The sequence below is a fragment of the Bradyrhizobium sp. 2S1 genome (assembly GCF_011516625.5).
In the GTDB taxonomy this organism is placed as follows: domain Bacteria; phylum Pseudomonadota; class Alphaproteobacteria; order Rhizobiales; family Xanthobacteraceae; genus Bradyrhizobium; species Bradyrhizobium septentrionale.
Genome location: NZ_CP147717.1, coordinates 5,677,911 through 5,690,134, shown reverse-complemented (window position 1 = coordinate 5,690,134; position 12,224 = coordinate 5,677,911). Strand labels below are relative to the sequence as shown.

General features: G+C 63.2%; 12 protein-coding genes. 4 read left to right on the top strand and 8 right to left on the bottom strand.

Annotated features, from left to right (window positions below):
* Position 1 precedes the first annotated feature (1 nt).
* The gene (gene istB / locus HAP54_RS26945) at positions 2 to 865 is read left to right on the top strand and encodes an IS21-like element helper ATPase IstB (protein ID WP_166294386.1); all 864 of its coding nucleotides are present in this window, start codon (positions 2 to 4) and stop codon (positions 863 to 865) included.
* Here istB and HAP54_RS26940 read toward each other — a convergent pair.
* On the bottom strand, positions 792 to 1,679 hold the full coding sequence (locus tag HAP54_RS26940; protein WP_175619491.1) for a hypothetical protein: 888 nt from the start codon (positions 1,677 to 1,679) through the stop codon (positions 792 to 794). The two genes, istB and HAP54_RS26940, sit on opposite strands and share 74 nt — an antisense overlap.
* A 113-nt stretch (positions 1,680 to 1,792) precedes the next feature.
* Entirely contained in the window at positions 1,793 to 2,935 is a 1,143-nt protein-coding gene (locus HAP54_RS26935) for an epoxide hydrolase family protein (RefSeq protein WP_166305423.1), read from the bottom strand.
* Positions 2,936 to 3,178: 243 nt separating this feature from the next.
* Between HAP54_RS26935 and HAP54_RS26930 the strand changes: the two genes are divergently transcribed.
* Complete coding sequence (locus HAP54_RS26930; protein WP_166305420.1) at positions 3,179 to 3,610, top strand: hypothetical protein; 432 nt, start codon at positions 3,179 to 3,181, stop codon at positions 3,608 to 3,610.
* A gap of 10 nt (positions 3,611 to 3,620) precedes the next feature.
* Here HAP54_RS26930 and HAP54_RS26925 read toward each other — a convergent pair whose 3' ends face one another.
* From HAP54_RS26925 to xoxF5, 5 genes are all read right to left on the bottom strand, one after another.
* Positions 3,621 to 4,574 carry a hypothetical protein gene (locus tag HAP54_RS26925; protein WP_166305417.1) on the bottom strand — a complete coding sequence of 318 codons (954 nt, stop codon included), beginning with the start codon at positions 4,572 to 4,574 and terminating at the stop codon, positions 3,621 to 3,623.
* A gap of 148 nt (positions 4,575 to 4,722) precedes the next feature.
* Positions 4,723 to 5,286 carry an S-(hydroxymethyl)glutathione synthase gene (gene gfa / locus HAP54_RS26920; protein WP_166305414.1) on the bottom strand — a complete coding sequence of 188 codons (564 nt, stop codon included), beginning with the start codon at positions 5,284 to 5,286 and terminating at the stop codon, positions 4,723 to 4,725.
* A gap of 34 nt (positions 5,287 to 5,320) precedes the next feature.
* Positions 5,321 to 6,430: an S-(hydroxymethyl)glutathione dehydrogenase/class III alcohol dehydrogenase gene (locus HAP54_RS26915; RefSeq protein ID WP_029080046.1), complete on the bottom strand. Its 1,110-nt coding sequence runs from the start codon at positions 6,428 to 6,430 to the stop codon at positions 5,321 to 5,323.
* Between the two features lie 49 nt (positions 6,431 to 6,479).
* Positions 6,480 to 6,956 carry a c-type cytochrome, methanol metabolism-related gene (locus HAP54_RS26910; RefSeq protein ID WP_035976611.1) on the bottom strand — a complete coding sequence of 159 codons (477 nt, stop codon included), beginning with the start codon at positions 6,954 to 6,956 and terminating at the stop codon, positions 6,480 to 6,482.
* A gap of 123 nt (positions 6,957 to 7,079) precedes the next feature.
* Positions 7,080 to 8,885 (bottom strand): lanthanide-dependent methanol dehydrogenase XoxF5, encoded by a 1,806-nt coding sequence (xoxF5, locus tag HAP54_RS26905; RefSeq protein WP_166305411.1) that lies wholly within the window; start codon positions 8,883 to 8,885, stop codon positions 7,080 to 7,082.
* Positions 8,886 to 9,307: 422 nt separating this feature from the next.
* On the opposite strand from xoxF5, the gene HAP54_RS26900 reads away from it, so the two are divergent.
* Positions 9,308 to 10,282, top strand: a complete 975-nt coding sequence (locus HAP54_RS26900) for a helix-turn-helix domain-containing protein (RefSeq protein ID WP_029080049.1) — start codon at positions 9,308 to 9,310, stop codon at positions 10,280 to 10,282.
* Between the two features lie 30 nt (positions 10,283 to 10,312).
* Complete coding sequence (locus HAP54_RS26895; protein WP_166305408.1) at positions 10,313 to 10,729, top strand: YkvA family protein; 417 nt, start codon at positions 10,313 to 10,315, stop codon at positions 10,727 to 10,729.
* Here HAP54_RS26895 and HAP54_RS26890 read toward each other — a convergent pair.
* Positions 10,726 to 12,090 (bottom strand): histidine kinase, encoded by a 1,365-nt coding sequence (locus HAP54_RS26890; RefSeq protein ID WP_166305405.1) that lies wholly within the window; start codon positions 12,088 to 12,090, stop codon positions 10,726 to 10,728. The two genes, HAP54_RS26895 and HAP54_RS26890, sit on opposite strands and share 4 nt — an antisense overlap.
* Positions 12,091 to 12,224: the final 134 nt, after the last annotated feature.

Below are 12,224 nucleotides of genomic sequence, written 5' to 3'. Positions count from 1 at the left end.
GATGGAACGAACCCAAATCTTCGACCTCATGGGCGAGCTCAAGCTCTACGGCATGAAGGCTGCCTTCGACGAGATCATGGCAACTGCCGTCAAGCGCCAGCACGAACCTCAGCGCATTGTCGGCGACCTGCTTAACGCCGAGATCAACGAGAAGCAGGCCCGCTCGATCAAATACCAGCTGACCATTGCCAAGCTGCCGCTTGCCAAGGACATCGCCGACTTCCAGTTCGACGGCACGCCGATCAATCAGACTCTCGTCAATGATCTCGCCAGCGGCGGCTTCATCGCCCAGCAACGCAATGTCGTGCTGGTTGGCGGCACCGGCACAGGCAAGACCCACCTGGCCATTGCCATCGCCAGAAGCTGCATCCGATCCGGTGCCCGCGGCCGCTTCTTCAACGTAGTCGACCTCGTCAATCGCCTCGAGACCGAGACCCGCAACGGACGGCAAGGACGGCTCGCCGAGCATCTGACCCGGATGGACTTCATCGTGCTGGATGAACTCGGCTATTTGCCCTTCGCCCAGTCCGGTGGCCAGCTCCTCTTCCACCTCGTCAGCCGGCTCTATGAGCGCGCCTCCGTCATCGTGACGACCAATCTCGCCTTCGGCGAATGGCCGAGCGTGTTCGGCGACGCCAAAATGACCACAGCGCTGCTCGACCGATTGACCCATCACTGCGACATTGTCGAGACCGGCAACGATAGCTGGCGGTTCAAGAGCCGAGACGACGATCACGCCACCCGCGCTCGTCTCGCCTCCGCTATCCCGGCCAGCTCCGACGAGACGAGCGCTACCAGCAAAGCCCGCCGCACGAAGGGGTCAAAATTGGACGCCGATGAGGGGTCAAATTTGCAGGCCGATTGACAAGCACGCGATTGAAGCGTTCGTTTCCTCGCGGACCGGCCGTCCCGCTTTCGATGCGGAAGCCGTATCGCTCGCCGACCACGTGAAGATCGGACAGATGTGCAACGCGCCAGACGCGGCCTCCTGACGGCGTCGCGTCGAACCCGGCAAGGTCGGCCGGTTGATCCATGCTGGCGTCGGCCACACTCCAGGCCAGTGATGCCACCGCAAGATAGCAGGACACCAGCACCACAGCGTTCGCGAACGTCGGCACCACAAGATGATGGATCAGAACAAGGTCATTGATGGTCGCCTTCCATTGCGAAGCAGGCCAGGCCAGGACGGCGATCAATGCCGCACCCGCAGCGAGCAGTATGCCGGCGCCGACGGAGCAACTGCGGCGCAGCCGCATGCGGGAGGCAGGAGTTGCGCCGGAGTGCCAGAATAGCTCGGCCAGATGGCCCAGCGCCTCGCGCGCGAACGCGTAGCTCGGCTGGACCGCGAGCGCGTTAAGTGACCAGAAGCTGGTTTCCGCGATTTGAAACAGCGGTCGCCCGCCGAGCCATCCTAACGCCGCGATCACAATGAGCGCCAACACGGCGCCCGCTTCGGACAGTGCAAGAGCGTGTTGGGAAAGGCCCGAAATCCAGGCGGACGCGACCAGCGGCGCGAGGCCGAGTAGCACGCCCGGAACCAGAAGCGAAACCGTCCAGGCGAATAACAGCTTCGCCGGGCTGATCTCAACGAGAAGGCTGCCCACGATAGCGAACAACGAACGCTGTTCGGGACTGGCGGCATCGTCCTCAAAGTCACCGTCGCGGGGGTCAAGCAGCACGCTGACGTCCCTCCGTAGGATGGGTGGAGCGCAGCGATACCCATCAACTCAGATTCGCGGCGCGAACGATGGGTATCGCTGCGCTCCACCCATCCTACACGGCTAGCCTATCGTCAGCGCAGTTTCCTGAAAAACTCCCGGACCTCACCGACAAACAGCTCAGGCTGTTCGAACGCCGAGAAATGCCCACCCTTCGGCATCTCGCTCCAGTGCTGGATGTTGGTGAAGCTCGTCTCAATCCATTTGCGGACCGGCGTGACGATCTCCTTGGGGAACACCGCAACGCCGGTCGGCACGCTCACTCTGTGGAGGGTTCGCTTGCCCGGCCCAAAGCTTTCCCAGTAGAGCCGCGCCGACGACGCGGCCGTCGCGGTGACCCAGTACAGCATCACATTGTCGAGCAGTTCGTCGCGGCCCAGGATGTTCTCCGGATGCCCGTCGCAGTCGGTCCAGGCCCAGAATTTTTCCAGGATCCAGGCCGCCTGCCCGCTCGGCGAATCCGTCAGGCCATAGCCAAGCGTCTGCGGCCGGGTGGACTGCTGTTTGGAATAACCGGAATCCCAGTCGGCATAGTATCTGATGCCGTTGAGCGCGCGGGTCTCCTCCGGCGTCGGCTTCCCCTCGACATTGGGCCGCGTCGACATCGCGAGCGTGATGTGAATGCCGGCGCAGTGTGCAGCGTCCTGACCGCCGATCGCGGTCGTGACCGCGGAGCCCCAATCGCCGCCTTGCGCGAAATAGCTGGCATAGCCGAGCCGTTCCATCAGGACGGCCCAGGCCTTGGCGATCCGGTCGACGCCCCAGCCTGTCGCGGCCGGCTTGGCGGAGAAGCCGAAGCCCGGCAATGACGGGCACACCACGTGGAAGGCATCGGCCGCGCTGCCGCCATGCGCGGTCGGATCGGTCAGCGGCTCGATCACCTTGTGGAATTCGACCACCGAACCGGGCCAGCCATGGGTGATGATCAGCGGCCTTGCCTCCGGATGCTTTGAGCGGACATGAATGAAGTGGATGTCGAGCCCGTCGATCTCGGTCGTGAACTGGCTGAAACGGTTGAGCTGCGCCTCGCGCTGCCGCCAATCATAGGTCTCGGCCCAATAGTGGCAGACCTCCCTGATCCACTGCAGCGGCGCGCCCTGGCTCCAGTCGTCGACCAGTTCGGCCTCCGGCCAGCGGGTCCGGCGCAGCCGGGTGCGCAGATCCTCGAGGACGTCGTCGCTGACGGCGATGCGAAACGGGCTGATGGCGGTAGTCATGGCGTCTCCCCGGGATGCAGACCTTTCCGGGGAAGATAGGGGCGCGCGGGTCGCCGATCAAACCCGCGCCGCGCCATTTACCGCGACCCAGCCGCCCTCTGCACGAACCCTGCACGACAAACCGCGAATTCTGCACGACAAAATCCATCATCGGCCTCGCCATGTTGTTAAGACGGAGGCTGCGATCGATCGACATCAATCGCGGACGATCGAAGCACTCATGGCGCAGCGCATGGAGCTGATGTGGCACTCTATTTGACGAGCATCATGAACGCCCAGGACGTTCTGTTGAAGCTGGGCGTGCCGCTTGTCGTCATGTTCTTGTCGGGGTGGATCATCATCGGGACATGGGTGAACAGGCCTGGCATCGATTCGTCAGGCTTTTCGCCGGCAGCGTCGTCGGCCCTGTTTTCCCCTATACTCCTCGTCATGTACTTCTTGCTGCTGCAATCCGTCATGCAGGAAGGCATTGCCGCTCACGCGGAGCTCGTCATCTTATACGGCGCGATTTTCGCACCGACATTTCTTCTGCTGCTGCCATTCGCAATCATCTCCCTCGTGCGAGTGCGCCGACGGAGAGCACCGCTCGGCAATGGGATGCTATGTAGCGCATTCGCGGCCTGGCCGATCTTGCAGGTGGTGTGGATGTGTCTGCTGTTCGGAGAATGGGAATAGATCGGTCAAATTACCTGCCGATCGCGGTCTGCAGCAGCGCCTGGGCCTGTTTGGTGGCCTCTGCGAATGCCGGTTGCTCTGGCGCGTGCTGAACGAAGCAGCGCTTGAAGGCGTCGTCGCCCTGTTGGCGCAAATCGCCGAGCTTGTCATAGGCCTTCTTCGTGATCTCTTTGCGATCGAGCTTCTCGGCCGCCGCGTCGGCCTTCTTGTTGTAGTCGGCACGAATGGTCGCGCAGGCCGGCACCTGCACGGCAGGCGCGATCTCGCCATAGGCGATGTAGAACTTGCCGTTGGCAAGCGCCGCGACGAACACCTCGTCGGCGGCCTCGGGGGTCGAATCCTGGGTGCGGCCGGCCAGGAAGCCGTATGTCAGGGTGGCCGACGACGGCTTGGCGACCGGCAGTTGGTCGAAGTTGATCACCGCGGCATCGGTCGAGATCGCCTGGGTGTAGAGGCCTTCGAACTTCAGAGCCGCTTCGATCTGTTGCGGCACGTTCTTGCTGCCCTTGTCCCACCAGGTCTTGTGCTCGTGCAGCCAGCGGGTGAACAGGGCTTCGGTGGTGACGATGATATGGGCCTTCGGCTCGACGAAGCTCCCGTCGGGGCGCTGCTCGCCGATCTTGCCGCCGTCCCTGCCCTTGTCGGCATCGAAGCGCAGGCCGTCCAGCATGCCGAACCCCATATCGCCCTTATAGAGAGTGTCGAGGTTGAGCTGGGCGGGCGCAAAGCCCGGCCGGGCGGGCTCGGACAGGATTGCGGTGAGCTGCGTCTTCAGCTCGTCGCGCGCCGCCGCCTCGGCCTTGTCGACGGCCTCGCCGGTCTTGCCGTCATTCGCCTGCTTGGCGAATTTGGCGATCGCGGCGTCACGCGCGGCAATGTAGCGGTCTTCCGGCGACGCCGCGTGGGCGTGCGAAAGGACCAGGATCGGGGAAAGCGCGAGGGCAAGGCGGAAAATAAAATGCATGCCCTGTGGTCGCCCGCAGGGCATGCAAGGTTCAAGGTCACGGGTACTACCAGCATACCCAACACCGGCAGCCCTCTGCCGGCGCAGAATCTCGTCAGGCCCGACCGTTCAGGCCGCCTCCACTAGGCTGCCTTGAGATTAGGCTGCCTTAAGCCGCCTTGGAGTTCGCCACGTGGGTGGCGATTGCGTCCATCAGCGGCGGCGACAGGCAATCATAGGGCTCGAGCCCAAGCTCCTTCAGCCGCGACCGGATCCCGGCCATATCGGCCGGCTTGACGCCGGACTCGATCACCGACGAGACGAAAGCGGCAAATCCCGGAGCCGCCGAGCCGGACTCCTGGAACAGCTCGGGGTGGACGAAGTCGAGGCCGTAGAACGGATGGCCCTTGTTCTCGATCCGGCCGTACATGTGAGTGCCGCAGCCCGAGCAGGCGTGGCGCTGAATCACCGCCGCCGTATCGACGATCTTCAGCTTGTCGCCGTTTTCCAGCACGGTGACGTTCTCGCGCGGCACCACCGCGACCACCGAGAAGGTGGCGCCCGAAGGCTTCCAGCATTTGGTGCAGCCGCAGGCGTGGTTATGGGCGACGTCGCCCTTGACCCCGACCTTGACCTTCTTGTCCGCGCATTTGCAGACAAGCGTGCCGCCGGCGAAACTGCCGGAGCCTTGCTTGACGCCGTTGTCGATTGACGGGTGGATATGAACAGTCATTGACCTATCCTCCTAGTGCTTGGTGTTTTGATTTTTAGAACACGACGACCGAACGGATCGACTTGCCCTCGTGCATGAGGTCGAAGCCCTTGTTGATCTCCTCGAGCTTCAGCACGTGGGTGATCATCGGATCGATCTGGATCTTTCCGTTCATGTACCAGTCGACGATCTTCGGCACGTCGGTACGACCGCGCGCGCCGCCGAAGGCGGTGCCCTTCCAGACCCGTCCGGTGACGAGCTGGAACGGCCGGGTCGCGATTTCCTTGCCGGATTCCGCGACGCCGATCACCACCGAGACGCCCCAGCCGCGGTGGCAGGCTTCCAGCGCCTGGCGCATCACGTTGGTGTTGCCGGTGCAGTCGAAGGTGTAGTCGGCGCCGCCGTCGGTCAGGCCAACCAGGTGCTGGACGATGTCGCCGGAGACCTTGGTCGGGTTGACGAAATGCGTCATGCCGAACTGGCGGCCCCAATTGTCCTTGGAGTCGTTGATGTCGACGCCGATGATCTTGTCGGCGCCGACCATCTTGGCGCCCTGGATCACGTTGAGGCCGATGCCGCCGAGGCCGAACACGACGACGTTCGAGCCTGGCGTCACCTTGGCGGTGTTCACCACCGCACCGACGCCGGTGGTGACGCCGCAGCCGATGTAGCAGCTCTTGTCGAACGGCGCGTCCTCGCGAATCTTGGCCACCGCGATCTCGGGCAGCACGGTGAAGTTCGAGAAGGTCGAGCAGCCCATGTAGTGGAAAACCGGCTTGCCCTTGTAGCTGAAGCGCGAGGTGCCGTCGGGCATCACGCCCTTGCCCTGGGTGGCGCGGATCGCAGTGCAGAGATTGGTCTTCTGGCTGAGACAGCTTTTGCACTGCCGGCACTCGGGCGTGTAGAGCGGGATCACGTGATCGCCCGGCTTCACCGACGTCACGCCGGCGCCGACCTCGCGAACGATGCCGGCGCCTTCGTGCCCGAGGACCGACGGAAAGATGCCTTCGCTGTCGAAGCCGTCGAGCGTGTAGGCATCGGTGTGACAGATGCCCGTCGCCTTGATCTCGACAAGGACCTCGCCGGCCTTGGGGCCTTCCAGGTCGAGCTCGACGATCTCAAGCGGCTTCTTTGCTTCGAATGCGACTGCGGCGCGGGTCTTCATCTTGGTCTCCAACAAATATTAAACAGGTTGCCGTTCGCGCCGGACACGCTCACTTCTTGTTGCCCATGCAGGCGTCTTCCGCCTTGGTGTAGGCTTCCGATTTGTCTTCGTGCTTGGCCGGCCGAACACGCCCGGTCGCATCATTGGCGCGGGCACGCAGGTACACATAGAGGTCGTCCATGTAGCAGGCAACGTTCGGGTTATCGCCGAATGCCGGCATCACGTTCTCCTGCGCCGTAGAGACATTCTTGCGGCCGCTCGCGACCACGCCCATGAAGTCGGCATAACTCATGGTCTTCAGCGAATCCTTCAACGCCGGCGCGTAGGTCGAGCCCATGCCATCGGGTCCGTGGCAGACGTGGCACTCCGAATGATAGCGGCGGTATCCGGAGTAGGTGTACCAGTCCACCGTGCCGTCGGGCGCCACCTTGAACGTCGGGTCTCCATCCTTGTCGAGATACTTGCCGTCCTCGGACTTGACGGCGGTCGGATCACCCGCGTCCTCGGCGGAGGCAACTCCACCCATTGCCACGACAAAGATCGCGGCACTCACAAACCAGATCTTACGCAAAAGCATATCCTCGCGTGCAGATTGAAGACGGTCCGGCGCATGGAGATCGCTCCATGCGCCGGAACGAGCTTGCTCAGCTCACTGCTGCGGCAGCGAGAACACGGTGAGCGTTCCGCCGAGCGCGGTGTAGTTGCTCAGCGCGGCATAGCCTCCGACCGCACCGAGACCGGCCGTCGGATCGGTCAGACCGGCCGCGAGGCCGATGCCCGCCCAACCGCCAACACCCGAAAGAATGGCGATGTACTGCTTGCCGCCGTTCTCATAGGTGGTGACGTTGCCGATGATGCCGGACGGGGTCTTGAACTTGTAGAGTTCCTTGCCCGTCTTGGCGTCGACTGCCTTCAGGTAGCCTTCCAGCGTGCCGTAGAACACCACGCCGCCGGCGGTCGCGAGCGCACCCGACCAGACCGAGAACTGCTCCTTGTTCGACCACACGATCTTGCCGGTCTTGCCGTCCCAGGCGATGAAGTTGCCCATGTGGGTTTCACCGGGAGGCGGATACATCGACAGCGTCGCGCCGACATAGGGCTGACCTGCGGTGTAGCTCACCTTGAACGGCTCGTAGTCCATGCAGACGTGGTTGGTCGGCACGTAGAACAGCTGGGTGTCCGGCGAGTAGGCTGCCGGCTGCTCGTCCTTCGAACCGAGCGCCGCCGGGCAGATGCCCTTCACGTTGACGTCCTCGCCGGCCTTGTCGGTCGACGCTGCGTCAAGAACCTTCGGGCGACCATAGGTCGGCGAGCTCTTGTTCATGTCGACGCCGGAGGTCCAGTTCACCTTCGGATCGTACTTCTCGGCGACCAGCAGTTCGCCGGTGGCGCGATCGAGCGTATAGCCGAGGCCGTTACGATCGAAATGCGTCAAGAGCTTGCGCGGGGTGCCGTTGATCGATTGATCCGAGAGGATCATCTCGTTGATGCCGTCATAGTCCCATTCGTCATGGGGCGTCATCTGGTAAACCCACTTGGCGACGCCGGTATCCGGGTTGCGTGCCCAGATCGTCATCGACCACTTGTTGTCACCGGGACGCTGCTTCGGATTCCAGGTTGAGGGGTTGCCCGACCCGTAGTAGACGAGGTTCAGTTCGGGATCGTAGGAGATCCAGCCCCAGGTCGCGCCGCCGCCGATCTTCCACTGATCGCCTTGCCACGTCTTCAGGCTCGAGTCCTTGCCGACCGGCTTGCCGAGCTCGGTGGTCTTGTCGTCGACCAGGATCTGGTCATCCGGACCTTCCGAGAAGCCACGCCAGACCTGCTTGCCGGTCTTGATGTCGTAGGCGGTCACATGAGCCTGGACACCGAATTCGCCACCGGAGATGCCGAGCAGAACCTTGTCCTTGACCACGAGCGGCGCGGAGGTGCCGGTCGAGCCCTTGCTGGGATCGCCGTTCTTCACTGTCCATTCCACCTTGCCGGTCTTGGCATCGAGCGCCACCAGCGTGGTGTCGGCCTGGTGCAGGAAGATCTTGCCGTCGCCATAGGCAACGCCGCGGTTGACCGTGTCGCAGCACATCACCGGAATGACGTTCGGATCCTGCTTCGGCTCATACTTCCAGACGATCTTGTTGTCTTGCGAAAGGTCAAGAGCATAGACCTTGTTTGGGAACGGCGTGTGGACGTACATCATGTTGCCGATGATCAGCGGACCGCCCTCGTGGCCGCGCAGCACGCCGGTCGAAAACGTCCAGGCGACCTGCAACTTTCCGACATTCGAAGCGTTGATCTGATTCAGCTTCGAATAGCGCGTATTGGCGTAGTCGCCAGCCGGCATTACCCAGTCTTTCGGGTTCTGCGACATCTTGCTGAGTTCTTCATTGGCATTGGCAGCTCCGGCGGCGAACACCGCCATGGCGCCAAGGCTGGTCGCGTAAAGCAACTTGCGCATCGTGGATTTCCTCCCAGGGTTCAAGAGTTCAAGGGTTTCCGCCGAAACGGCCCCACTTCTTCCATTTTGGTTGCTCAGTCGTAGTCCGATCGAACCCCGCTGACTTGCCCAGCAGCGAAGCGCCGTTTGCTCAGAAGCGAAGCTTTGTCAGATTTTTGCGGCCGGGCCCCCAATTGGCAGGAAAGGCCGCCTCATGTTGCAGGGCATCAAACGCCCTCGGTGCCGTTCCAGCGTCAGATGGAAGCGGCCCAAGGTTGCGCTTGACGCGCCCAGAACTAAGTCGGAGGATCACCCGACATTAACCGGGAAGAAATCCCGCCGCCTCCCTAAGCTGTTCAGAATCAGGGAGAAGGCGCATCATCCCGGGCCAGACCTAAGCTCGGTGAGCAGTCACGTTGGGGATCGAATCGGTGGCTGGAAAGATGACCGATACAGTCCATTCACTCAGCACGAACGGTTTGACGCCCAAGCGTCAGATCCAGCGCTGGTCGGATGCGCTCACTGACCTCTGCGGTCAGTTCGACGTCGATGCGCTCGAGGGATCTTCGCTCGAGGGCCGGATCAATTTCACGACGGTCTCGCGATTGAAGCTGTGCCAGATCGAGGCAAGCCAGCACCGGATCGCGCACACCATCTCGCGCATCAAGCTGAGCGAGCACCCCTACATCAAGATCGTGTTCCAGACCCATGGCGTCTCGCATTTCGAGCAGGACGGCCTGCACTTCGACATCATGCCGGGCGACTGCTTCGCCTACGATGTGTCCTGCCCGCATACGATCATCAGCCCGTCCCTGACCCGTCACGAGGTTGTCATCGTGCCGAAGGACCTGCTGAAGGAGCGCGGCTTCCAGCTCTCCAAGATGGCGCCGTGCAAGCTGTCGGCGCGCAACGGCACCGGCCGCATCGCCTATGATTTCGTCCATGCCGCGTTCGGCGAGGCCCCGACGCTGACCCCGGTCAACGCGGTCGGCGTCGCCGATGCGCTGATCGACCTGCTGCTGCTGCCGCTGCGCGAGACCGGCGCCATGTTCGACCGCGGCAGCGCGGAGGCGACCTACGTGCGGGCCCAGGGCTTCATCCGCGAGCATCTGCGCGATCCCGATCTCTGCATCGACCGCATTTCCGCGGCGCTCGGCTGCTCGAAGCGCTATCTGCACATGCTGTTCAGCGATCGCGGCATGACGGTCAGTGATTACATCTGGAAGGCCCGGCTGCAGAATTGCCGGCAGGAGCTGGAATCACAGAACGGCAAGACCATCACCGATGTCGCGTTCTCCTGGGGCTTCTCGAGCTCCTCGCATTTCAGCCGCGTGTTCCGGAAGTATTTTGGCATCGCGCCCTCCTCCGTCCACAAGGGCCTGCACGGCGGCATGCCGGCCGACGTGGTGCTGGAATAGCGTTTCCGCCTGGCGTGCAGGCGTCACGCCATGCTGTCCGCGACCAAACTTTCCTCGATCAAGCATTCACTCAAAACCTGGGCGCGAAACCTCAAACGGGACAGCGTCGCGCTGTATCTCGCAGCGCGTGATCCGCGCGTGCCCTGGTACGCCAAGGCCGTTACGGTCGCGGTGGCCGCCTACGCACTGTCGCCGATCGATTTGATTCCGGATTTCATCCCTGTCATCGGCTATCTCGACGACCTGATCCTGCTGCCGCTCGGCATCCGGCTTGCGATCGCGCTCGTTCCCGACGAGGTGATGGCGGAATGCCGCGCCAAGGCCAGCACCATATTGCAGCGCCCGACCAGCCGGGCCGGCATGACCGCGATCATCGTGCTCTGGATCGCCGGCGCACTGGCGCTTGTCTGGGCCGCCTTCGCATACTTGCCGCGATCCGCCCCCTAGGACGGTGCGGCCTTCGGCACCAGCGCCTCGACCGTCACGCCGTCATCGCCTGAAGTGATATTGAGCGTGCCTCCAAGCGCGAGGATTCGCTCCCGCATGCCGGATAAACCGCGCCCAAGCCGGTGATCCCCGAGCATACCGCGGCCGTTGTCGCGAACCCGCACCAGCGCGCAGCCACGGCTGCCGCGCGGGCCTGCCTGCCGCTCCGCCGGCTCGATCATGATGTCGACTTCAGTTGCGCCGGCGTGGCGAAACACGTTGGTGAGCGCCTCCTGGACGATGCGATAGATCGTCAAATCGGCCATCTCGCCGGTATCGCCGAGATCGGGCGAAATGCGGCTATCGATCTCCACCTCGGGGTGCGACTCACCCCACATCCGCACCAGCGCGCCAAGCGCTTCCGCAAGCCCGAGCTCGGCCAGTCCGACCGGCCGCAAGCGCTCCAGGATGCGGCGGGTGAACTGCTGGAGCGCATTGACCTGCTCGAGGATGGCATTGCCGTGCTTGCGCAGCGCCGAGGGATCGGGCTTTTCGACCTCCGACAGCCGGTTCAGCGCGGCGGCATGCGCGCGCAGCGCAAACAAATACGGCCCGAACTCATCATGCAGTTCGCGCGCGATCTCCTTGCGCTCGGAATCCTGCAGCGACACCGCGCGTTCGGCCAGCTGCCGCTTGCTGTCCACGGCTTCGCCAAGGGTCGCCGCCAAATGGTTCAGTTTGGCACAGATTGCCGCCAATTCCGGCGATCCGCCGGGCTCGACGCGCGCATCATAATCCCCGGCCTCGATGCCGGTCATGGCCTGCGACAGGGCCTCCAGCGGCGCAAGCGCACGGCCGACCACCAGCATCGTGACGAGAAGCAGCGCCACCGCAATCGCGGAGCCGACCTCGAGCTGGGTGACGATGCCGTCCCAGATCTCGGCCATTTCATCATCCGGATGCGAGGTGATGACCAGCGATTGCGGCTTGCCGTGAACCGAGATCGGCACCCGCACCGAGGTCTGCTCGGGATGCACCAGCGCCACGAACCACTCGGGCGGGGCGCGCGGATCGCCGGCCTCCTCCGCCCGCTCCGCCGGCTTTGCGGTCGCGTCATCCTGCCGCGAGATGCTGACATGGCGCAGCCGGCTCAAATCCTCGACGATCTGATCGAGCCGCGCATCGGGGTCCGGCGCTTCGTCGAGACCGGCCACGATCGTCGCGACAAACTCGCGCGCCAGCCGGATCACGCTCTGGTCCTCGGCCTGGACACGCGGCCCGGCTTCCAGTACGAGCCGCGCAATATTGATGCCCAGTCCAAGCGCCAATATCAGCGCCAGCAGCAGGTTGATCCGTGCGCGCAAGGATAGCTTTTGCCACATGACGTTGCCCCCGACCCGCGATCCCTCCTCCGAGAGGATCGTTGACAGCCAAATTTGCCCGGCTATCTAATCGCAGCCTATCGCAATCTCGCGCGAGGTGCACAAGCGGCCGGAACCGACCTGTCCTGGTGCAA

What these genes read in the sequence shown, in the direction of transcription:
- istB (WP_166294386.1), top strand. Translation starts at nt 2, where the DNA reads ATGGAACGAACCCAAATCTTCGACCTCATGGGCGAGCTCAAGCTCTAC.
- HAP54_RS26935 (WP_166305423.1), bottom strand. Translation starts at nt 2,935, where the DNA reads ATGACTACCGCCATCAGCCCGTTTCGCATCGCCGTCAGCGACGACGTC.
- HAP54_RS26925 (WP_166305417.1), bottom strand. Translation starts at nt 4,574, where the DNA reads ATGCATTTTATTTTCCGCCTTGCCCTCGCGCTTTCCCCGATCCTGGTC.
- gfa (WP_166305414.1), bottom strand. Translation starts at nt 5,286, where the DNA reads ATGACTGTTCATATCCACCCGTCAATCGACAACGGCGTCAAGCAAGGC.
- HAP54_RS26915 (WP_029080046.1), bottom strand. Translation starts at nt 6,430, where the DNA reads ATGAAGACCCGCGCCGCAGTCGCATTCGAAGCAAAGAAGCCGCTTGAG.
- HAP54_RS26910 (WP_035976611.1), bottom strand. Translation starts at nt 6,956, where the DNA reads ATGGGTGGAGTTGCCTCCGCCGAGGACGCGGGTGATCCGACCGCCGTC.
- xoxF5 (WP_166305411.1), bottom strand. Translation starts at nt 8,885, where the DNA reads ATGCGCAAGTTGCTTTACGCGACCAGCCTTGGCGCCATGGCGGTGTTC.
- HAP54_RS26900 (WP_029080049.1), top strand. Translation starts at nt 9,308, where the DNA reads ATGACCGATACAGTCCATTCACTCAGCACGAACGGTTTGACGCCCAAG.
- HAP54_RS26895 (WP_166305408.1), top strand. Translation starts at nt 10,313, where the DNA reads ATGCTGTCCGCGACCAAACTTTCCTCGATCAAGCATTCACTCAAAACC.
- HAP54_RS26890 (WP_166305405.1), bottom strand. Translation starts at nt 12,090, where the DNA reads ATGTGGCAAAAGCTATCCTTGCGCGCACGGATCAACCTGCTGCTGGCG.